A 22,815-nucleotide genomic window follows, 5' to 3' on the forward strand; every position below is an offset into this window, starting at 1 on the left:
TGCCTCTTTTCACGGAAAGAGAAGGTGGAACACATGGAATTAGCAGAAATTCGCAACACCGCCGAGTGGATGGAAAAGAAACTCGACGAATATAAGGCATCACTCGACCTCGAGTCGAAGATTGCCCGGATCGAAGAACTTGAAAACGAGATGACGTACCCAGACTTCTGGAACAACCAGGAATCGGCACAAAAAGTCATCGATGAGTCGAACGGCTTAAAAGCGATGGTCGACAAATACAAAGAACTCGAAGCAGGTCACGAAAACGTTGCTTTGACGTACGAATTGATCAAGGAAGAGCCGGATGCGGATCTTCAAGAAGAGCTCGAGTCAGAACTTGGCGACCTTAAGAAGAAGTTCGAAGACTTCGAACTACAAATCCTCTTGAACGGCGAGTATGACGCGAACAACGCGATCCTCGAGCTACACCCAGGTGCAGGTGGTACCGAGTCGCAAGACTGGGCATCGATGCTGTTGCGGATGTACCAACGTTTCTGCGACAAGCAAGGCTGGAAAGTCGAAACGATGGACTACCAACCAGGTGATGAAGCCGGTGTTAAATCGGTCACGCTCCGTATTCAAGGGCACAATGCCTATGGATACTTAAAAGCCGAAAAAGGGATCCATCGTTTAGTCCGGATCTCACCGTTTGACTCGTCAGGTCGCCGTCATACATCGTTCGTCTCGTGTGACGTCATGCCGGAATTCAACGATGACATCGACATCGAAGTCCGTACGGAAGATTTACGGATCGATACGTACCGTGCCTCTGGTGCCGGTGGTCAGCACATCAATACGACGGACTCGGCTGTCCGGATCACACACGTTCCGACAGGCGTCGTCGTCTCTTGTCAACAAGAACGGTCGCAGATCAAAAACCGTGAAGCAGCAATGAAAATGTTGAAAGCGAAACTCTACCAACGCGAAATCGAAGAGCAACAAAAGAAACTCGACGAGATCCGTGGTGAAAAATCGGATATCGCATGGGGTAGCCAAATCCGTTCGTACGTCTTCCACCCATACAGCATGGTCAAGGATCACCGGACGAACTATGAAGTCGGGAACACGCAAGGAGCAATGGATGGTGACATCATGGGCTTCATCGATGCGTACCTCCGTCTGATGAATATGTAAGACAACCAACCAGTCGGACGATGTTCGACTGGTTTTTTGACCGTCAAAGGGGGAACAGTCATGCAGGAGCAAAGTCGGATCAACAAACAAGCGTGGGAGTACCGGGCGTATGAATTTTGGGAGAAACGCGACGGTACACCGGCGGAATATGCTGCGATCATCAAACAAGATCCCGCCGCATGTTTGAAGAAACATCGTCGTCATTTCGAAGACGTCGCCGGGAAGACGATCGCGAACATCTGTGGTTCGAACGGACGCAAGGCGGTGCCGTTAGCGTTACTCGGGGCGGACGTCACGGTGTTTGATATTTCGAATGCCAAGTATGCGCTTGAACTGGCGCACCATGCTGAGACGAGAATCGAGTATGTCGTCTGCGATCTTTATGCGATCGATCTTGAACGATATCGCGATACGTTTGATCTCCTTTACTTAGAAGGTGGCATTTTGCATTATTTTGCTGATCTTGAGCGTTTTCTGCAGATTCTCTTTACGATCTTACGGCCCGGTGGTCAGTTGATCCTCAGTGATTTTCATCCGGTCGGACGCTGGATCGATGCGGACTTGATGTATAGACCGCGTTATTTCGACCAAGCGTTGCAATCAGGCGATTTGGCGTATAAGACACATTTTTCGGACGAGGAACAAACCGATTTTCCGGACGTCTCCGTCCGCTATTTTACGCTGAGTGAGATCTTAAACGGGATCATCACGACGCGATTCACATTAGAACGATTCGACGAGCATCGTGGCTGGAACGGTGAGAATATCCCGTCCGAGTTCACGCTACTCGCAACGAAATCACTCGAAGGGAGCAACTTCTGATGATTATTCGTAAAGAAGGCTTTAAGGATGCAGCGGGAATCCGGCTCGTCCATGAAGCGGCGTTCGAGCAACCGAACGAAGCGAATCTCGTTGATGCGTTACGCGAGGACGAAACGGCGCAACCGGTCTTCGGTCGCGTCGCCGTGACCGACAAAGGGGAAATCGTCGGTCATGTTCTCTTGAGCCGGATTCATATCAATGACATCCCGTCACTTGCCTTAGCACCAGTCGGCGTCCTGCCGGTCTGGCAACGAAAAGGGATTGGCTCTGAGTTGATCCGCCAAGTGATCGAGGATGCGCGGGATGCTGGTGAATCACACATTATCGTGCTTGGTCACGACAGCTACTATCCACAGTTTGGTTTCGAACGGGCGATCGACTACGGCATTGAGCCACCGTTCCCCGTTCCACCAGAAGTCTTTCTCGTCCTTGCACTCGAACGGAATGGGTTGCGTGGCGTTAGCGGCATCGTCCGCTACAGTTCGCCCTTTAGTGCGGTATAAAGGGAACACTGTGAGTTGTTCCGCCTCTCTAGTCGTTGTCTGACTTTTCCGCTAAAATGAAACACGAGAATCAATCGATAAGGGGAAATGGAATGTCATGACATCGACACGTCAGGAAGTCGTGCGCGATTATGCGTATTTATTAATCGGGTCCTTGTTCGTCGCAAGTGCCTTTAGTTTATTTTTAGCACCGAATCAACTCGCCTCAGGAGGCGTCAGTGGCTTATCGATCGTCTTGAACGATCTGTTCGGGATCTCGCCAGGGTTGTTTCAGCTTGTCGCGAACGTCGTCTTGCTGGCGATCGGGTGGATGATCCTCGGGATGGGCTTTGGCGTCAAATCACTCGTCGGGTCAATCTTCTTACCAGTCGTCATCCTCGTCTACGAGCGGTTCGATGTTCCAGCTGCGACGATAAATCCGATGCTTGCCGCGATCTTCGGCGGTGCCGGTGTCGGGATCGGACTCGGTCTAATTTTCCGGGGACGGGCGTCGACCGGGGGGATGGATTTGATCGCGCAAATTTTGCATCGCTTCACGAAGTTGCCGCTCCATCTCTGTATCGCCTTGCTTGACGGCACGATCGTCATCAGTGCGGCGACGATCTTCTCGCTAGAGATTGGACTATATGCGCTCGTCGCCTTGTTCATCACGATCAAGATGATTGACGTCGTTCAGCTCGGGATCACGAACGACAAGCTTGCCTATATCATCTCCGATCAGCGGGAAGCGTTAGTGAAGGAAATCTTCGAGACGCTCGATCGCGGGGCGACGGAGATCGAGGCAGCAGGTGCGTTCACACGGACACGGAAACCGATGTTGATGGTCGTCGTTCGCCAAGGGGAGATCACGACGCTTAAAGAAATTGTCAAACACATTGATCCCTCAGCTTTCCTCGTCGTCAGTGAAGCCCATGAAGTACTTGGACTTGGTTTTACGGACGACAAACGATACCGGAATGTGCCGTAATTGTTCTGAACTCGTGAAGTTTTTGTGAAATCAGGCTTAACTCTTCCGGATAACGGTTATACTCTAACTAGGTCAGAAGTGTTTATGTAGATACTTACAGAGGGGGATATCCGGATGAAGCTGAAAAACTTGTTACTTGCGTTAGGGTTAGGGACGACGCTTGCGCTCGCAGCGTGTGGCGGTAGTGACGATTCAAGCTCTAGCGATTCGTCAAGCACGAAGGAAGAATCGACGATGAACGATGATTCGTCGAAGACGGAAACAGCCGTCGATGCGGAAAAAATCTTCGCGAACAACTGTGCATCGTGTCACGGAAACAACCTTGAAGGGAATGTCGGACCGAACCTGACGAAGGTCGGATCGAAATACTCTTCAGAAGAGATCCAAGAGATCATCAAAAACGGGAAAGGGCAAATGCCTGCTGGAATCCTCAAAGAAGATGAAGAAATCGTCGCTGTTGCCGACTGGCTCGCTGACAAAAAATAATTATGGGATATGATGGGGTACGAGATGACACACACGACATGTGTTCGTCATTCGTACCTCTTTTTTGTGGTATAATCGCCTGAAATGACATTTGATTGTAATGTGCGTTCAATTTTGTCCCTGTTATAATGGTGGTCGGTAGGTTTTTGGACCTATCCATTCAGCATCAGTAAATAAGTAAGGATGTGAAGTACGTGATCAAGATGCAACGAATCAGTAAGATTTATCCGAACGGCGTCACGGCACTCCGTGAGGTCGATTTGACGATCAATCAAGGCGAATTCGTCTATATCGTCGGTCCGTCGGGTGCGGGTAAATCAACATTCATGAAAATGATGTACCGCGAAGAGAAACCAACGAGCGGTTCATTTTTATTTAAAGGAATCGAAGTCGGTAAGCTAAAAAACCGTCAAATCCCTGAACTTCGTCGCCAAATCGGCGTCATCTTCCAAGATTTCAAACTACTCCCGTCATTGACGGTTTATGAAAATGTCGCCTTCGCGCTAGAAGTCGTAGGAGAAGACAAATCACAAATTCGGAAGAAAGTCCTCGAGGTCCTCGATCTCGTAAAGCTCAAACATAAAGAGCGTAACTATCCGGACGAATTATCTGGGGGCGAACAACAACGGATCTCGATCGCGAGAGCCATCGTCAACCGCCCGTCACTCGTCATCGCCGATGAGCCGACTGGGAACCTGGACCCGGATACAGCATGGGAGATCATGGAAGTATTCGAAGAGATTTATCGCCGTGGGACAACGGTCGTAATGGCGACACACAACCGAGACATCGTTAACAAGATGCGTCATCGTGTCTTAGCGATCGACGGAGGAAAAATCGTCCGAGACGAAGAGAAAGGAATGTACGGCTATGAAGTTTAATGGATTCCGTCATTTACGGGAAGGGGCAAAAGGTCTCGTCCGGAACGGCTGGATGACATTCGCTTCTGTCAGTGCTGTTACCGTCACGTTACTTCTCGTAGGAATATTCGCAATGCTCATGTTCAACGTCAACAAGATTTCCGATAACGTCGAAAAAGACGTTGAAATCCAAGTGTTCGTCGAACGAGAAGCAGACCAGTCGAAGATTGATGCAGTGGGTGACTCCCTCAAGCAGATGCCGGGTGTCAACTCTGTTCGTTATAGTTCGAAAGAAGAAGAACTGGACCGCTTCAAGGAGCAACTTGGCGAAGGATCACAAGCCTATCAGTCGGTTGAAAAGGATAACCCACTTCACGACCGATATATCGTCAAAGCTACCTCACCAAAAGAGACAGAAACACTTGCAAATTCCATCAAAAAAATGGAAAATGTAGATAGTGTCGAATATGGTAAGGACTATGTTAAAAAGATGTTTAACTTCCTTGAAGGAGTTCGGATCGGTGGAATCGTTCTGATCGTCGGCTTGACGTTCATGGCAATGTTCCTCATTTCGAACACGATCAAAGTCACGATCTTCTCCCGTCGCCGGGAAATCGAGATCATGCGCCTCGTCGGAGCGAAAAACGGATTCATCCGTGCACCGTTCTTCGTCGAAGGATTATTGATGGGCATATTAGGTGCCATCATCCCGATCGTCGTCGTCTACTTCGGTTACGAAGTCTCATACAACGCGATCCAACCCCAACTGACAACTGTGAATGCGGGAATCTTCTCGCTGATTCCACCAGGTGAACTGTCGGCACAAGTCGTCTTGATCCTGCTCGGACTCGGTGCATTCATCGGTGTATGGGGATCTACGACATCACTCGGTCGTTTCTTGAAGATTTAAGTGATTCACTCAAAAATAAAATAGAGGAGAGATGCTTCTCATGAAAGTCCGATTCTATTCTGCCGTCCTGAGCTTAGCTTTGATTGGAACTGGTGTGTCCGTTGATGCCGCGTCGAAAGAAGATTTGCTGAAGGAACAACAGGAGGTCGAAAGTCGTCTAAAAGAGACGGAACGATCACAGAATCAGACATCAGAGAAGTTAATCTTGACGAAACAGGAGCGCAAGGAAGCCCGTGCGCAACTGGATGAAGTCAACAGCCGTTTGGATGATTTAGCGCTTAAAATAGCCGATCAACAAGCGGCTGTTGCTGCATCTAAGGAACAATTGCGTCTGACGGAAGAAGCGATTTCCGAGACGTTGAAGGAACTGCATCAGCAAGAAGATTTGCTCGGAAGCCGATTGCGTGCCGTCCAGCAAAAAGGAGACGTCAAATACATCGAGGTCCTGCTCGATGCGAAGGATTTTGGTGATTTGATTTCGCGTTTCAGTACGGTCAGTGAGATCATCAAGCAAGATGATAATGTCTTGCAAGCTTATAAGGCGAACGTCAAGCAACTGAACGAACAGCGCTCGGAACAAGCGTTATTACTGGAGAGCATGAAACAGGAACAACGGAAGTTACTCGTGCTTCAGACGCGGATCATCGCGGAGTCTGATTTGAAGCGAAAGCTCGTCGTCCAGTTGAACACGAAGGTCAAGGAACTGCAACAAGAGCAGTTCTCGAAAGCCGAAGAGGCGGAAATCCTCGCGGATCAGCGTCGTCTGATCCAAAACGAATTGATTGCTCTGCAAGAAGCGGAACGGAAAGCAAAAGAAGAAGCGAAACGCAAAGCCGAGGAAGCGGCACGGGCAGCAGAAGCCAAGCGTCAAGCGGAAGCCGCAGAAGCTGCTGAAGCTGCACGAGAGGCAGCGGCGCAGGAACAGAAACAAGGAGAAGCACCGAAAGCAGAGACACCCAAAACAGAGACGTCGGTTCCTGAGACTGAGACGCCAAGTGCAACACCGGATACGAGTGCTGATGTCGACGTCAGTCGCCCGTTCCACTTACCAGTCAAAGGCTATGTGTCGTCACCATTTGGTCCGCGGAACAATCCGTTGACAGGGAAACCGGAGTTGCATACGGGCATCGATCTCGTCAACGCGAAAGGAACTCCGATTCATGCGGCAGCTGGGGGGATCGTCCTCCGTGCCGGTAGTGCGACCGGTTATGGAAATGTCGTCATGATGACGCATTTGATTGACAGACAGGTCTATACGACCGTCTATGCGCACCTTGACTCAATCAGTGTGTCGGCGGGGCAAACGGTCATGCCTGGTCAAACGGTCGGGACGCTTGGCTCAACCGGCTGGTCGACAGGACCGCATCTGCATTTCGAATTGCATAAGGGAGAGTGGGCGGTCGGACAACCGAATGCAGTGGACCCGGCACCGTACATCTTTTGACATCCCATAGAATACCGAAAAGATAGGGTAACCTATCTTTTTTTGCTATACTGAAAAAAATACTGCGTTTTTTAACGGAAGTGGGGAATCAAGCGTGAAAAAATCTACAACAGCAGTCATCGCGGTCAGTACCTTCGGGCTTGGTTTAGGGGCAGGCGCCGTCGGAATGTTGGCGGCTGGCGGAACGGATTCTGTCTCGACGTCATCGTCGTCTGCGAATGCGACGGGTGATTGGAAAAAAGTTGATCAGGTCCGTCAAATGATCGAACAGAACTATCTAGAGGACGTAACGGATAAGGAACTGCTGGACGGTGCGCTATCCGGTATGGCGGAAGTGCTTGACGATCCGTATTCCGTCTATATGGACGAGTCGGAGACAGCATCGTTCAATACGAATCTATCGTCTTCGTTTGAAGGGATTGGTGCGACGCTTGAACAAAAAGGCGAATCGATCGTCATCGTCTCACCGATTAAGGGATCACCCGCTGAAAAAGCCGGGATCAAACCTGGTGACGTCATCTTAGAAATCGACGGCAAGTCGACGAAAGGGCAAAAAACGGATCAGGCGGTCAAGAAAATCCGTGGTGAAAAAGGAACGAATGTCGTCCTGACGATTCAACGTAGTGGACAAGACGCGATGGACATCACGATCAAACGGGATACGATTCCGATTGAGACGGTCTATACGTCGACTGAAGACGTCAACGGGAAGAAAATTGGTGTCTTGCAAGTGACGCAGTTCTCAGAACCGACGGCTAAAGAGTTCGAGAAGGGGCTCGCGAAACTAGAGAGTCAGAACATCGATGGACTCGTCATCGACGTCCGTGGGAATCCGGGTGGTCTTTTGACGGCTGTCTCAAGCATGATTGCACCGTTCATTCCGAAGGATGTTCCGATTTATCAAGTCGAGAACAATAAAGGGGAGCGGCAGCAGGAATTCGGGAAGGCAGACGAGAAGAAACCTTATAACATCGTCGTGCTCGAAGACGGCGGATCCGCGTCTGCGTCTGAGATTCTGGCAGCCGGTCTGAAGGAAGGTGCCGGGGCTGAGGTCGTTGGTACGAAATCGTTCGGTAAAGGCATCGTCCAAAGTGCCTACGACCTAAAGGACGGTAGTGATTTGAAGTTGACGACGAACAAATGGCTGACGCCGGACGGCAACTGGATTCACAAAAAAGGGGTCGAACCGACGATCGAAGTCAAGCAACCAGCGTACTTCAACGTCACGAAGATCCTGACTGATCAGAAGTCACTTGCAGTCGGTGACTATGGTAAATCGGTCGAAAACGCTCACCTGGTCCTTGAAGCAATCGGTTACGAGCCAAAAGGACAGGATGGGTATTTTGGTGACACGATGAAGCAAGCTGTCGAAGCCTTACAAAAGGATGCGAAACTCGACGTCACTGGAAAAATCGATCAGCAGACAGCGGGTGAGATGGAGACGCGTCTCCTGAAGAAACTCGAGGACGACAAAAATGACGTCCAGCGGAAAAAAGCACTCGAGGTCGCTGCTCAATAATAAGGAATGGAAAGAGGTCTGAATGCGCGTGGAATTACTCGATGAAATTGGTTGGACCGCGATTAGTCTCATCGCCAGTCCGACCTTGTGGTTAGCACTCCTTGTCAGTTGGGTCATCGGCATCCGGCGTGTCAAACGGGAACGCGGACTGTTCCGCTCCCGGACACACGGAAAACGAAGCGATGTCCTCGAAACACTTTTACCGGGGTTACTAATTGGTCTCGTTTTATCCGTCGTCAGTGGCTGGCTCGGATTGACGCTGACGCCGCAATACGCTCTGTTGTTACTCGGGCTCTCAAGCGTCCTGCTGTTGGTCGGGATCGTTCTCTTGAACGTACCGCTTTGGCCGATCGTCTTGCTTGGACTTGCCGGCTGGTTCTTAATGGATTCACGTCTTGATCCGGTTCGAGCGGTTGAGCCGAAAATGATTTTATTGCTTGCGACGTTAACGCTCGTCGCGGAATGTCTCCTCGTCTGGTGGCGCGGGAAACGACGCCTGTCACCGTCACTCGTTGTCTCGAAGCGTGGTCGCTTCATCGGTGGGCTGTCAGCGAATAAACTTTGGCTATTGCCTTTGCTCGTCTTTGTTCCGGGAGACGTGCTTGAAGTCTGGTGGCCACGTTACAGCTTCCCAGAGCTCGTTCCGATCGTTCTCTGGTTACCAATCGGCTTCAGCTTCCTCTTTACGGGTAAGTTGCCGAAAGAATTGATGCGTCCGCTCGTTCAAGGACGTTTGATTACGAGTCTCGTTGCGATTCTATTGACGGTTCTTGCATACGTCACCGGGCAAGCTGAATGGCTGTACGGGATTGTCCTGTTGCTCGTCCTGCATATCCTATTGCATCAGCGGGTCAAACGCTTGAACCGGGCACAGACACCATTATTCCTCAATGGAACGCGTGGTGCCGTCATTCTCGGGACGCTACCTGATAAACCAGCTGCCGAGATGGGCTTGATTCCAGGTGAAGCGATTTATAAGGTCAATGGTGAGAAGGTCGATTCGGAAACATCGTTCTACGAAGCTATCCAAAAACACAAACCGTATCTGCGTCTTGAAGTCATGAACCATAACGGCGACATCCGGTTTGCGCAACGTGCCTTCTATGAACAAGATCATCATGAACTTGGTATTCTGTTCGTCAACGAGCCGGTCCATGGTCGCACTAAAGTGCGGTCCTTGCATTAACGAGTAAATCCCTGTCACGGAACAGCCGTGACGGGGATTTTTTTGTCGGCAGAAATATCGAGGATCAACACTCGAAGCAAAAAGAAACTTTTGCATTTTCGAAAAAAAGGGTAACTTCCTAAAAGGAGCACTTCATAATCGAATGTTTGTTCGTAAAGTGGTACAATAAAAATAGATTTTTTACGTGATGAGGGGGAAGCAAACGATGGATTTTGAACTCGTTTCACCATTTGAGCCAGGCGGTGATCAGCCGACGGCAATCGAAAAATTGGTGACTGGGCTAAAACAAGGCGAACGACATCAGACGTTGCTTGGGGCGACCGGTACCGGGAAGACGTTCACGGTCTCGAACGTCATCAAGGAAATCAAGAAACCGACGCTCGTCCTTGCCCACAACAAAACACTAGCGGGACAACTCTACTCGGAGTTCAAGGAATTCTTCCCGAACAATGCGGTCGAATACTTCGTTAGTTTTTATGATTATTATCAACCGGAGGCGTATGTCCCATCGACGGATACGTTCATTGAGAAGGACTCTTCGATCAACGACGAGATTGATAAACTACGTCACTCGGCGACGTCCGCCCTGTTCGAACGGGAGGACGTCTTGATCGTTGCGTCTGTCTCGTGTATCTATGGTCTCGGTAACCCGGAAGAGTACAACAACCACGTCTTGTCACTGCGTGTCGGCAATGAGATGGGGCGAAACGAGATGCTCCGTCGTCTAATCGACATTCAGTATGAGCGTAACGACATCGACTTCCAGCGCGGACGGTTCCGCGTCCGCGGAGACGTCGTCGAAATCTTCCCGGCGTCACGCGACGAACAGTGTGTCCGGGTCGAGTTCTTCGGTGACGAGATCGAACGGATCCGTGACATGGATCCGCTGACAGGTGAGATCGTCGCGGACCGCGAGCACATCTCGATCTTCCCGGCGTCCCACTTCGTGACGGGGGATACCCGTTTGCAGAAGGCGATCGCGAACATCGAGAAGGAACTAGAGGTTCAGCTTGCGAAGCTACGCGAAGACAATCAGTTGCTTGAAGCGCAACGGCTCGAACAACGGACGAACTATGATCTCGAGATGATGCGTGAGATGGGCTATTGTTCCGGAATCGAGAACTACTCGCGTCACTTGAACTTGATGCCGGAAGGGGCAACACCGTATACGTTACTCGATTACTTCCCGAAAGACTTCTTACTCGTTGCCGATGAGTCGCACGTCACACTGCCGCAAATTCGCGGCATGTATAACGGGGACCAGGCACGGAAACAAGTCCTCGTCGATCACGGCTTCCGTCTTCCGTCGGCAAAAGACAACCGTCCGTTACGATTTGAGGAGTTCGAGGAAAAAGTCAGTCAGGCGATCTATATCTCGGCGACACCAGGACCATATGAACTCGAACATTCAAAAGAGATGGTCGAGCAAATCATCCGTCCGACCGGTCTCGTTGATCCGACGATTGAGATTCATCCGATCACGGGACAAATCGATTACTTGATGGATAACATCCGTGACCGAGTCGCGAAGAACGAACGTGTTCTCGTGACGACACTGACGAAGAAGATGGCAGAAGACTTGACCGACTACTTGAAAGAGAATGGTGTCAAGGTCAACTACATGCACTCGGAGATCAAGACGCTGGAACGGATTGAAATCATCCGTGACTTACGACTCGGAAAATACGATGTCCTCGTCGGGATCAACTTGTTACGAGAAGGACTCGATATTCCGGAAGTCTCACTCGTGACGATTCTTGATGCCGATAAGGAAGGGTTCTTGCGGTCGGACCGTTCGCTGATTCAAACGATTGGTCGGGCGGCGCGGAACTCGGAAGGACACGTCATCTTGTTTGCCGATAAAGTCACCGATTCGATGCAACGCGCGATCGATGAGACGGAACGCCGTCGCGCGATCCAGATGGCGTTCAACGAAGAACATGGCATCACGCCGCAGACGATCAAAAAGGATGTCCGTGGTGTCATCAGTACGACGATCGAGAGCGACGACACCGTCGAAAAACTCGAGAAGTTCAACAAACTCAAAAAACCGGAGCGCGAAACGTTGCTTGAGCAGCTCGACCAAGAGATGCGTCAAGCGGCGAAAGACATGCAGTTCGAAAGAGCTGCTGAGCTCCGCGACCTCATATTAGAATTGAAAGCAGGTGCCTAAGTTGGGAGAAAAGAAGAATCAGATTATCATCAAAGGCGCTCGCGTCAATAATCTACAAAACATCGATGTCGAAATCCCCCGCGATCAGCTCGTCGTCTTGACGGGCTTGTCCGGGTCAGGAAAATCGTCGCTTGCCTTCGATACGATTTACGCGGAAGGACAACGACGTTATGTCGAAAGTTTATCAGCCTATGCCCGTCAGTTCCTCGGACAGATGGATAAACCGGATGTCGACACGATCGAAGGACTGAGTCCAGCAATTTCAATCGACCAGAAGACGACGAGTAAAAACCCACGTTCGACGGTCGGAACGGTCACAGAAATCTATGATTATTTGCGTCTATTGTACGCGCGAATTGGTAAACCGATTTGTCCGAATCACGGAATCGAGATTTCGAGCCAGACGATCAGTCAGATGGTCGACCAAGTGATGGAGTTACCGGAGCGGATTCGTCTGCAAATCCTCGCGCCAATCGTTTCCGGACGAAAAGGAACGCACGTCAAGGTGCTCGACGATTTGAAGAAGGAAGGCTTCGTCCGCGTCCGTGTCAACGGAGAGACGATGGATCTTGCCGAAGAGATCACGCTTGAGAAAAACAAGAAACACTCGATCGAAGTCGTCGTCGACCGTGTCGTCGTGCGACCAGATGTCGAAGCCCGTCTTGCGGACTCACTTGAGACTGCACTTCGCCTCGCGGACGGTCGTGTCATCGTCGATACGATGGACGGCAACGAATTGTTGTTCAGTGAACATCATGCTTGTCCAATTTGTGGCTTCTCAATCGGCGAACTCGAACCACGGATGTTCTCGTTCAACTCACCGTTTGGTGCTTGTACGTCATGTGATGGTCTCGGAACGAAGCTTGAGGTCGATGTTGATCTCGTCGTGCCGCATCCCGATAAGTCATTGAACGAAGGGGCAATCGTGGCGTGGGAACCAACGAGCTCGCAGTATTATCCACAATTGCTCAAAGCGGTCTGTGACCACTTCAAGATCGATATGGATACACCGTTCGAACAATTGTCAGAAGAACACCGCGAAACGATCTTGAACGGAAACACGAAGGAAGAGATTCACTTCCGTTATGAGAATGACTTCGGGATGGTCCGAAATACGAACCTCTACTTCGAAGGAGTTCTCAATAACTTACAACGTCGCTTCAAGGAGACGTCGTCTGATTATATCCGGGAACAGATGGAAGGCTACATGGCGAAGAAGGCGTGTCCGACGTGTAAAGGACATCGCTTGAAACGGGAATCGCTCGCCGTCAAAGTATCCGATCACCATATCGGTGAAGTGACGAAGATGTCGGTCAAACAAGCGGTCATGTTCTTCGACGAACTACCGGAGAAATTAAGTGAAAAGGATAAGACGATTTCGCGGATGATCGTCCGTGAGATTCACGAACGGGCGTCGTTCCTTGAGAACGTTGGTCTCGATTACCTGACGATCTCACGCGCAGCCGGTACGTTGTCCGGTGGGGAAGCGCAACGGATTCGTCTCGCGACACAAATCGGTTCGCGTCTGACGGGCGTCCTCTACGTTCTCGATGAACCATCGATCGGTTTGCACCAACGCGATAATGATCGTCTGATCAATACGCTGAAGGCGATGCGTGACCTCGGCAATACGCTGATCGTCGTCGAGCACGATGAAGATACGATGATGGCAGCCGATTACTTGATCGATATCGGACCAGGAGCCGGCGATCACGGTGGATTCGTCACGGCAGCCGGGAAACCGGAGGAGTTGATGCAGGATGCGAACTCGTTGACGGGTCAATACTTGTCCGGGAAGAAGTTCATTCCTGTTCCGTCGACACGCAAAGAGCCAGACGGTCGGATGCTTCATATCCACAAAGCATCGGAAAACAACTTGAAGAACGTCGATGTCGATATTCCGCTGGGTCTGTTCGTCGCCGTCACTGGTGTCTCGGGCTCCGGGAAATCGACGTTGATCAATGAAATTCTCTATAAGACGATCGCGCACGAGATGAACCGGGCGAAGGAAAAACCGGGTGCTCATAAAGGGATTACGGGTCTGGATCAAATCGATAAGGTCATTGACATCGATCAGTCACCAATTGGTCGGACACCGCGCTCGAACCCAGCAACGTATACCGGTGTCTTCGATGACATTCGGGACGTCTTTGCTTCGACGAACGAAGCGAAACTCCGTGGTTACAAAAAAGGGCGTTTCAGTTTCAACATCAAGGGTGGACGTTGTGAAGCCTGCCGTGGCGACGGAATCATCAAGATTGAGATGCACTTCTTACCGGACGTCTATGTTCCGTGTGAAGTCTGTCACGGGAAACGTTATAACCGCGAAACACTTGAAGTGAAATATAAAGGCAAGACGATTGCCGACGTGCTTGAGATGACGGTCGAAGATGCCCTTGCCTTCTTCGAGAACATTCCGAAGATCACGCGGAAATTGCAGACGATCGCTGACGTCGGTCTGACGTACATGCGTCTCGGTCAACCCGCGACAGAACTGTCCGGCGGGGAAGCACAACGTGTTAAACTGGCGTCCGAGTTGCATAAACGCTCGACTGGGAAGACGATCTATATTCTCGATGAGCCGACGACGGGACTCCACGTTCACGATATCGCGCGTCTGTTGAAAGTCTTACAACGTCTTGTCGACAATGGCGATACAGTGCTCGTCATCGAACACAATTTGGATGTCATCAAGACGGCAGACTACTTGATTGATCTCGGACCTGAAGGGGGCGACGGTGGCGGAACGATCGTTGCTGCCGGGACACCGGAACACATCGCTGAAGTTGAAGCATCTTATACGGGACGATACCTCGCACCTGTCCTTGAACGCGACGCGGCACGAATTGAATCGTGAAACTTTTGTGGATGAGGATTCGTAGGAAGGAACTAAGGGAACTTAAACGAAAGTATCATGTAACACACGTTTGAGGTTCAAGAATAGGAGGGAACGGTTCATGAAGCAAGATATGCGTCAATTGATATTGGAGCAAGTCAAAGAAGGAAAGTTAACGATTGATGAGGCACTCGATAAACTCGAGCGGCTCGAAGCGATCGACGAACGTGCAACTTCTGCCAGTGAACATAAGTACGTCGATGAACCAGAACAATATGATCGGGTCGACCAGTATTCCGTCGATTCACTGACGACGAAAGTCATGTCAGCGTTCGATAATCTCGTCAGCCGGATCAAGGACAGTGATCTTTCGCTTAATCAGGCGTCCGGTCCGAACGTCACCTACGTCAAACAATTCCCGTTCAGCGGTGAGACGGTTCACGTCGATCTGTTCAATGCGAACTTGGTCGTCGAACCGAGTGATCTCGAAGAATGCGAATTGACGGTGACAGGACGTCCGCTCCGTCGCCAACAGGTGACGGAAGAACAGGCGCTTGAGCAACTTCAAGCCGCTGTGCAACACGCGGTCTCGGCGAACACACTCTCGATCCGTTTGAAGGATAAGAGTGTCCGTGCGACAGTCCATCTGAAAGTACCACGCCGTCATTACGAATCATTCGTCTTACAGACGTTGAACGGGGAAATTTCGTTGACGTCACTCGATACGACATCCGCTCAACTGATGACAGCGAACGGTCGAGTCAACGTCCGTGATCTGTTCAGTGAGGATGTCAAAGTATCGACAGCGAACGGTTCGATCGAAATTGAAGAGTCGGAGTTGAAAGTCTTGAAGGCGAAGACAGCCAACGGACAAATCATCACGACAGGTGTCTTCGAACGTTCAGAACTGAAAACGGCGAACGGAAACGTCCGTTGCGAGCTGAAGACCGTGCAAAACGCGAAGGTCAAAGCGTCATCGCTTGCTGGAAGCATCGCCCTGATGTTGCCGCATGGCGCAGAAGTTTACGGGGAGCTTGAGACAAACTTCGGTGGTCTCAACTGCAACCTCGATGACATGGAATTAATCCGAGATCAAAAAGAGATCGTCAACCGGAAGCTCCATTTCGTATCAGGTCGCGGTCGTTCACCAAAAATCGAGGTTGAAGCCGATACGAAGACAGGTACGATTTCGGTCACGCATGGTGTTCACCTCAGTCCACAAGCTTTGTAAGAAATAGAAAACAGCTACTAGATTCTTAATCGAATCTAGTAGCTGTTTTTTTGTATCCTGCTTTTTACGCGACTCCTACAGGAAAAAGCGCGGATATCCGCGCTGTCAGAGACAAACGAGACCCGGCTAGACGCTCGTTCGAGCGATGAAGCCGCGGCTCGTGTCTCGCCTGAGGAAAGCAAGTAAAAGGAAAGGATACATTTTTTTCCTTTAGACAGACAAACACCCATCCTCACTGAAAAGGATGGGTGTAGCTTGAATCAATAATCGTAATCCTGATCCATCATCGGCTCATCGAAGTTCATGTTCTCGAAATCGTTCATGTCGTAACCGAACGAGAACAGAGCAATGACGCCGAGAATCCCGAGGACAATCGAGACGAGAACCAGACCAATCCCGAGCCAACTCTTACGGCGCGAGCGATTCCAATAGAAAATGATCGCGAGGACGTAGGAGATGAATGAACCACTGATGAAGATTCCGATAATCGAGATGATGAAGAATAAAAGGGCTGTTTGATCTTGATTACGGGAGTACGCTTTCCACATATCGATCAGCGAGATGATGAGATAGACGAAACCAGCAATCGCTAGAACCGCAAATAAGATAATGACTAAAATGAATCCGATACCACCGCCTGACATCACGGCAAAACCTCCTTCAAAATATTAACTCTTTATTCCATTCCCAAGAAATCAAGCTTCTAATCCAATTCCATGAATCGAATAAAAATATGGTACAATACTTCAAGTGAAAGGGGCTGACGAAGCGTGCAACCAAAAGTGCGAACAGCTGAAATCGTAAAACAATTCAATCTCCACATCGTCACGGGAGAAGAGGGCTTACATCGCCCGATTCTGACGGCTGATTTGTGCCGACCTGGCCTTGTGCTTGCCGGTTATTATGCCTATTACCCGGCAGAACGTCTCCAGATTCTCGGAAAAACAGAATTGACGTTCTTCAATAATTTAACGTACGAGGAACAACGCGAACGAGCGAATGTCCTCTGTACGGATGAAACACCTGGTATCTTGATCACGCGTGGATTCGAAGTACCGGAAGCGATCATCCAAGCCGCAGACGAGACGAACGTACCACTGTTGACGACAAAAGGGCATACGACATCGGTCGAGTCACAGATCACGAACTTCCTCGAAGCGGAACTCGCACCGACGACGGCGATGCATGGTGTCCTCGTCGATATCTATGGTGTCGGTGTCTTCATCAAAGGCGCAAGTGGTGTTGGTAAATCGGAAACGGCACTCGAACTCGTTAAGCGGGGTCACCGTCTAGTGGCAGACGACTCGGTCGAGATCCGTCAAACAGGCGACGGGATTCTCGTTGGGACAGCACCGAAGTTGATTCAGCATCTGCTTGAGATTCGTGGAATCGGGATCATCGACGTGATGACGTTGTTCGGTGCAGGTGCTGTTCGCTCGCATAAGAAGATCAGCCTCGTCTGTAACCTCGAGATTTGGGATCAATCGAAAGTCTATGACCGCGTCGGTCTGGACCAAGAGACACTCCAAATCATCGATACGGAAATACCGTTCCTGACGATTCCCGTCCGTCCTGGACGAAACCTCGCTGTCATCATCGAAGTCGCAGCGATGAACTATCGTCTGAAGAACATGGGCATCAACACAGCAGAAGAATTCGCGGGACGTCTCGCGCAAGCAATTGAAGATGGGAATGGTGGTCTTTGATGGGAACTTTAGCCTCTGTACAACCAACGTTTGACCGCGTGGCGATCGAGATTGGTCCCGTACCGATTTACTGGTACGGGATCGTCATCGCGCTCGGTGCGGTCGTCGGTCTGTTGATCGCAATCTTCGAGTCGAAGCGAATCGGCTTCAATGAAGAGTATGCGGTCGATGTCGTCATCTGGTCGATTCCGATCAGTATCATCTGTGCCCGGATTTACTACGTCGCGTTCGAGTGGAACTACTATAGTCAACATCTTGACCAAATCATTAACATCCGCCAAGGTGGAATCGCGATTCACGGTGCGATCATCGGTGCGATTTTGACGGTCATCATCTATACGCGTAAGAAAAAGATCTCGTTCTGGCAAATCGCCGATATCTTGGCACCATCCCTCTTGTTCGGACAAGCCGTCGGACGCTGGGGCAACTTCTTCAACCAAGAAGCACACGGTGGCGAGACGACATGGTCGTACTTACAAGATACGCTGCACTTACCGAACTGGATCGTCAATCAGATGTACATTGATGGAACGTACTACTTACCGACGTTCCTCTATGAAAGCGTCTGGAACATCATCGGTGTCATTCTGTTGATCGTCTGGCGGATGAAGTTCAATCCACGTCGTGGGTATGTTTTCCTCGGTTACCTCGTTTGGTACTCGATCGGACGCTTTTATATCGAAGGACTCCGGACGGACAGTCTGATGATGGGTGATGGACTCCGGACGGCACAAATCGTCTCGATCTGTTTGATCATCTTCGGTGTGATCATGATGGTTGTTCGCCGCAACGCCGTTCGTTACTTGGACGGTTCGAAAAAGGAGGCGAAGTAATCGATGATTCGCACGCTACTGTTTGATTTAGATGGAACGTTGATCGACACGAATCCATTGATCTTAAAAAGCTTCGAGCATACGCTCAGTTACTATTATCCGGACCGGACATTTACGGAAGCGGAACTGCTTCCGTTCATCGGTCCGACGCTTGAGAAGTCGTTCTCGGCGATGAATGCGGAACAGTGGAAAGAGATGGTTGCTTTTTACCGTAGCTACAACATCGCGATGCATGACGCGCTCGTGCTCGAGTATCCGGGTGTGCTCGACGGATTACGTCGACTGCATGAAGCAGGATACAAGATGGCGGTCGTCACGTCGAAAAGTCGTCGTGTCGCTCTCCGCGGCATCGAGTTGTTTGGATTGACGTCACTCTTTGACGCTGTCATCGCAGCCGACGACGTAACGGAAGAAAAACCAGCCGTCGAGCCGTTCGAGAAAGCGATGCAGTTGCTTGGAGCAACAGCAGACGAGACAATCATGGTCGGGGACAACGATACGGACATTCTCGGTGGCAAGAACGCGGGACTGAAGACGGTCGCGGTCGGTTGGGCGATCAAAGGACGCGCGTACTTAGAAGCCCTCGAGCCGGACGTCATCATTGATTCGATGGATCATCTTGCTACTTGGCTGGAGGAACAAAATGGCGCGGCGAACTGATCGATTTCAGGTCGGAACGACGAATCCACTCTGGCACATGTACCGGACGGTGTCGTTCTTTAAAGTGATGTGGTGCTTTACGATCATCACGATCGGTCGGTTTGCTCCGTCGCTACGTTTTAAGAACGCACTCTACCGGACATGTCTTCGGATGAAGATCGGGGAGAAGACGGCGCTTGCCTTGATGGTGATGCCAGACACGATGTTCCCGGAGCGGATCACGATTGGTGACAATACGATCATCGGCTTCAATGCTACGATTCTCTGTCATGAATATTTGACGACGGAGTATCGTTTAGGTGACGTCGTCATCGGAAGCAATGTTTTGATCGGTGCGAACGTGACGATCCTACCGGGCGTAACGATCGGAGATGGTGCCGTCGTTGGTGCCGGATCCGTCGTTCACCGAGACATTGCACCGAACGAACGCGTCTCGAGTCAGCCGCTTCGCCGGCACGAAATGTGACAAAACTGTGAGAAGGAAGAAGGAAAAAAGATGACGCACATCCGCTTTACGTATAAGACAGGAAAGTATTTCGGAAGATTATTCGCCGAACGTCCACAAGGTCTCGTCGTTGAGGTGTTGGCTGTTGAGAAGCATCCCGTTCAAGGAGATCTTCACCAGCCGAACCAAGTCGATGTTCCGCTCTTTCATATCCGGACCGCCTTGCATAAGCACGAAAAGATCACGGTTTCCCCCGCAGTCGTTTATGCGTATGACGGAGAGATTCCCGATTATGCGACGAGCTTGCGGCAGGCATATGACAAGGACGTAGCACGTCTTGAAGGACTGAATCCAGAGACGGATGCTTTTGTACGAAAATGCTTAGAGAATTACAAAGAACTGGAATCGATTTATGCGAAACGCTGGGGATGAACTCCGGCGTTTTTTTCTGTTGCATGCCTCCTAGAGATAGGGTATTCTTGTGTCTGCAACTACGAAACCAGTTTACTATTTATGGGGGCTTGAATCATGATGGAATTAACCAAATACAAAGCAGACCCCTTTGCGATAACAGCGCGCCAAGCGGAACTTTTTTATTTCCGCGGACGGAAGGCGCACCGGGAAGGGCGACTGGACGAAGCCGTCTATCATTTAGATGAGGCGACGACACTTCAGCCAGCGGACATCCGTTATTTGCTCCGTTATGCCCGTGTCTTATTCGAGACAGGAGAAATCAATCATGCGAATGATGTCTTGAAACAAGTACGCGCACTCGACGCATCAAATACGGAAGCACTCTTTTATTTAGCGAATAACTACGCACACGTCTCACTTTATGAAGAAGCGCGACAACATGCGATGGAATATTTAGAGCAAGCACCAAACGGCAAACACGCGGAGGCATCGGCCGCACTCGTGGAACTGATTGATCTCGAACAAGAGATGGAAGACGACGAAGAGGACGAATTGATTCGTCTGCACGGTCAGGCACAACGCCAGATCGATAAAGGGATGCTGTTCGCGGCACAGGAGACGTTGACTGGACTGATTGCCCAGTACCCGACGTTCTGGCCTGCCTACAACAACCTCGCGATCGTCGAGTTCTATTTAGGAGAGAACGATCAGGCATTCGCTTCCCTTGAACGGGTCCTTGAAGGGAATCCGGGGAATTTGCATGCCCTCTGTAACACGCTCGTCTTGCTACACGAGATGGGACAGGACGAAGAGGCGCACCGTCTCTCTCGTCAGCTCGAACACGTCCGTTCCGTGCACCTTGAGACACGTTATAAGGTCGCATCAACGCTTGCGATCATCGGACGATACGATATCGCCTATGAAGAGTTGAAGTTGCTCGAGCGTCGCGGTTACCGGGGAGACCCACTCTTTGGGCACTGGTTATCAATCTCTGCCTATAAGACAGGACACGTCGAAGAAGCAGCCGCTTTCTTGAAGTCGGACGAAGCACAAGCGTTAAAGGAAGAGACGGATACGTATGACATTCGCCACAACCTGCAGTTTCGCTCGGCACTCATCCAAGCGCTGAAGACGGAAGATGATGTCTCGCGGATCTTTACGGCACTTCTCCTTGGTAAACTGAACGATGCTGAAGCACGGCTTGCATTGTCGATGATGCCAGAAGTGACAGACCAAGAAGACGTCCTGTTATTAACGGAACAGATTGTCATCGAGATGGAAGGACGGACTGATGTCGTGGATGAACGCATTCACCGGGCATTGCAGACGATTCGTCTTGCGGAACGGTTCGTTTCAGACGAAGAACGGATGAGTCTCGAAGGTGATTTTTATGAACGCTTCGCACAGCTCGTCTTAAGCGGTGAGTCGTTCGATTCGATCGAAGCATCCGCTGCATCACTGCTTTATCTGTTCCATGATTTACGGGACGGGATGTTGATCGAGGAATGTGCATCGCTCGTCGATTGTTCGTTCGATCACGTCGCATCGATGATCCGGACACATGAACGGATGCTGGCACCGCTACAAGCAAAGTGTTAGACGTTTAGGGGATTCTCACCTATACTCAAATTACAACGATTACGATAAATGGGGTGGAATCATGGCGGAAACAGAACAAAAAATTTATGACGTCATCATCATCGGGGCAGGACCTGCTGGGATGACAGCCGCACTTTATGCATCACGTGCGAACCTTTCGACATTGATGATCGAACGCGGGATTCCGGGCGGTCAGATGGCGAACACAGAAGATATCGAGAACTACCCAGGATACGATAGCATCCTCGGACCAGATCTCTCGCAAAAAATGTTCGACCACTCGAAAGCATTCGGCGCAGAATATGCGTACGGAGACGTTCGAAGCATCGAAGACGGTAAAGCATACAAAACGATTCATGCACACAACAAAGATTACTACGCACGGGCGATCATTATCGCGTCTGGTGCACAATATAAAAAAATCGGCGTACCGGGTGAAGAAGAGCTCGGCGGTCGCGGTGTCTCGTACTGTGCTGTCTGTGATGGCGCGTTCTTTAAAGAAAAAGAACTCTTCGTCATCGGTGGAGGCGACTCTGCGGTGGAAGAAGGCGTCTACTTGACACGCTTCGCGAAAAAAGTCACGATCGTACACCGTCGTGACGAGCTCCGCGCTCAAAAGATTCTTCAAAAACGTGCGTTCGATAACCCGAAAATCGACTTCATCTGGAACCATACGGTCAAACAGATCAACGAACAAGACGGGAAAGTCGGCGGCATTGAGCTGATCAATACAAAAACAGCTGACGTAACGACGCATCCAATCGATGGTGTCTTCATCTACATCGGGATGAACCCGATCACTGGTTACGTCCAAGATCTCGGCATCTTGAACGACCAAGGTTACGTCGTGACGAACGAAGCGATGGAAACGAACATCAAAGGGATCTTTGCTGCTGGTGACGTGCGTGAAAAAACATTGCGCCAAGTCGTTACAGCAACGAACGATGGTTCGATTGCAGCGCAAAATGCACAGCATTTCATCGAAGCGTTGCTTGAAGAATTACAAGAATCCTCACACGCATAATATCGAACCAGTTTCATTGAAGGACACTTCAGTGAAGCTGGCTCTTTTTTTATGATATACTGA

General features: G+C 50.3%; 21 protein-coding genes. 20 read left to right on the forward strand and 1 reads right to left on the reverse strand.

Features of this window, described 5'->3' with window-relative positions; translation table 11 throughout:
- The first annotated feature begins 33 nt into the window (after window positions 1-33).
- The 13 genes from prfB (at window position 34) to KNQ18_RS01895 (ending at window position 16,071) form a co-directional block, all read left to right on the forward strand.
- Complete coding sequence (gene prfB / locus KNQ18_RS01835; protein ID WP_023469245.1) at window positions 34-1,134, forward strand: peptide chain release factor 2; 1,101 nt, start codon at window positions 34-36, stop codon at window positions 1,132-1,134.
- A 60-nt stretch (window positions 1,135-1,194) separates the two neighbouring features.
- A complete protein-coding gene (locus KNQ18_RS01840; protein WP_215083676.1) occupies window positions 1,195-1,956 on the forward strand; it encodes a class I SAM-dependent methyltransferase in 762 nt (253 codons plus the stop codon).
- Window positions 1,956-2,459, forward strand: a complete 504-nt coding sequence (locus KNQ18_RS01845; RefSeq protein WP_215083678.1) for a GNAT family N-acetyltransferase — start codon at window positions 1,956-1,958, stop codon at window positions 2,457-2,459. Before KNQ18_RS01840 ends, KNQ18_RS01845 begins: the two co-directional genes overlap by 1 nt.
- Window positions 2,460-2,556: 97 nt before the next feature.
- The gene (locus KNQ18_RS01850; protein WP_215083680.1) at window positions 2,557-3,426 is read left to right on the forward strand and encodes a YitT family protein; all 870 of its coding nucleotides are present in this window, start codon (window positions 2,557-2,559) and stop codon (window positions 3,424-3,426) included.
- 114 nt (window positions 3,427-3,540) lie between these two features.
- Window positions 3,541-3,912 carry a cytochrome c551 gene (cccB, locus tag KNQ18_RS01855; protein ID WP_023469241.1) on the forward strand — a complete coding sequence of 124 codons (372 nt, stop codon included), beginning with the start codon at window positions 3,541-3,543 and terminating at the stop codon, window positions 3,910-3,912.
- A gap of 194 nt (window positions 3,913-4,106) precedes the next feature.
- Window positions 4,107-4,793, forward strand: a complete 687-nt coding sequence (ftsE, locus tag KNQ18_RS01860; protein WP_029342495.1) for a cell division ATP-binding protein FtsE — start codon at window positions 4,107-4,109, stop codon at window positions 4,791-4,793.
- On the forward strand, window positions 4,783-5,682 hold the full coding sequence (gene ftsX, locus KNQ18_RS01865) for a permease-like cell division protein FtsX (protein WP_050678708.1): 900 nt from the start codon (window positions 4,783-4,785) through the stop codon (window positions 5,680-5,682). Before ftsE ends, ftsX begins: the two co-directional genes overlap by 11 nt.
- Window positions 5,683-5,722: 40 nt before the next feature.
- On the forward strand, window positions 5,723-7,126 hold the full coding sequence (locus tag KNQ18_RS01870) for a M23 family metallopeptidase (RefSeq protein ID WP_215083682.1): 1,404 nt from the start codon (window positions 5,723-5,725) through the stop codon (window positions 7,124-7,126).
- A 94-nt stretch (window positions 7,127-7,220) separates the two neighbouring features.
- The gene (locus tag KNQ18_RS01875) at window positions 7,221-8,645 is read left to right on the forward strand and encodes a S41 family peptidase (RefSeq protein ID WP_195864526.1); all 1,425 of its coding nucleotides are present in this window, start codon (window positions 7,221-7,223) and stop codon (window positions 8,643-8,645) included.
- A gap of 22 nt (window positions 8,646-8,667) precedes the next feature.
- Entirely contained in the window at window positions 8,668-9,831 is a 1,164-nt protein-coding gene (locus tag KNQ18_RS01880; RefSeq protein WP_215083684.1) for a PDZ domain-containing protein, read from the forward strand.
- 205 nt (window positions 9,832-10,036) lie between these two features.
- Complete coding sequence (gene uvrB, locus KNQ18_RS01885; protein WP_023469235.1) at window positions 10,037-12,004, forward strand: excinuclease ABC subunit UvrB; 1,968 nt, start codon at window positions 10,037-10,039, stop codon at window positions 12,002-12,004.
- Between the two features lies 1 nt (window position 12,005).
- Window positions 12,006-14,861 (forward strand): excinuclease ABC subunit UvrA, encoded by a 2,856-nt coding sequence (gene uvrA, locus KNQ18_RS01890; RefSeq protein WP_215083686.1) that lies wholly within the window; start codon window positions 12,006-12,008, stop codon window positions 14,859-14,861.
- Window positions 14,862-14,961: 100 nt separating this feature from the next.
- A complete protein-coding gene (locus tag KNQ18_RS01895; protein ID WP_035396288.1) occupies window positions 14,962-16,071 on the forward strand; it encodes a DUF4097 family beta strand repeat-containing protein in 1,110 nt (369 codons plus the stop codon).
- 260 nt (window positions 16,072-16,331) lie between these two features.
- Here KNQ18_RS01895 and KNQ18_RS01900 read toward each other — a convergent pair whose 3' ends face one another.
- Window positions 16,332-16,715: a hypothetical protein gene (locus tag KNQ18_RS01900; RefSeq protein WP_215084793.1), complete on the reverse strand. Its 384-nt coding sequence runs from the start codon at window positions 16,713-16,715 to the stop codon at window positions 16,332-16,334.
- 126 nt (window positions 16,716-16,841) lie between these two features.
- On the opposite strand from KNQ18_RS01900, the gene hprK reads away from it, so the two are divergent.
- The 7 genes from hprK to trxB all read left to right on the forward strand — a co-directional run bounded on the left by hprK (window position 16,842) and on the right by trxB (window position 22,752).
- A complete protein-coding gene (gene hprK / locus KNQ18_RS01905) occupies window positions 16,842-17,777 on the forward strand; it encodes an HPr(Ser) kinase/phosphatase (RefSeq protein ID WP_035396292.1) in 936 nt (311 codons plus the stop codon).
- Window positions 17,777-18,610 carry a prolipoprotein diacylglyceryl transferase gene (gene lgt, locus KNQ18_RS01910; RefSeq protein WP_215083688.1) on the forward strand — a complete coding sequence of 278 codons (834 nt, stop codon included), beginning with the start codon at window positions 17,777-17,779 and terminating at the stop codon, window positions 18,608-18,610. Before hprK ends, lgt begins: the two co-directional genes overlap by 1 nt.
- A 3-nt stretch (window positions 18,611-18,613) precedes the next feature.
- The gene (gene ppaX, locus KNQ18_RS01915) at window positions 18,614-19,270 is read left to right on the forward strand and encodes a pyrophosphatase PpaX (protein WP_050678700.1); all 657 of its coding nucleotides are present in this window, start codon (window positions 18,614-18,616) and stop codon (window positions 19,268-19,270) included.
- Entirely contained in the window at window positions 19,254-19,736 is a 483-nt protein-coding gene (locus KNQ18_RS01920) for an acyltransferase (protein ID WP_215083690.1), read from the forward strand. Before ppaX ends, KNQ18_RS01920 begins: the two co-directional genes overlap by 17 nt.
- Before the next feature lie 30 nt (window positions 19,737-19,766).
- Window positions 19,767-20,147: a sporulation phosphorelay system protein KapB gene (kapB, locus tag KNQ18_RS01925; RefSeq protein WP_023469227.1), complete on the forward strand. Its 381-nt coding sequence runs from the start codon at window positions 19,767-19,769 to the stop codon at window positions 20,145-20,147.
- 96 nt (window positions 20,148-20,243) lie between these two features.
- Window positions 20,244-21,728, forward strand: coding sequence for a tetratricopeptide repeat protein (locus tag KNQ18_RS01930; RefSeq protein WP_035396300.1), 1,485 nt, complete (start codon window positions 20,244-20,246; stop codon window positions 21,726-21,728).
- Between the two features lie 61 nt (window positions 21,729-21,789).
- Complete coding sequence (gene trxB, locus KNQ18_RS01935) at window positions 21,790-22,752, forward strand: thioredoxin-disulfide reductase (RefSeq protein WP_023469225.1); 963 nt, start codon at window positions 21,790-21,792, stop codon at window positions 22,750-22,752.
- Window positions 22,753-22,815 lie beyond the last annotated feature (63 nt).

It is taken from the genome of Exiguobacterium sp. s78 (genome assembly GCF_018618985.1).
In the GTDB taxonomy this organism is placed as follows: Bacteria; Bacillota; Bacilli; order Exiguobacteriales; family Exiguobacteriaceae; genus Exiguobacterium_A; species Exiguobacterium_A abrahamii.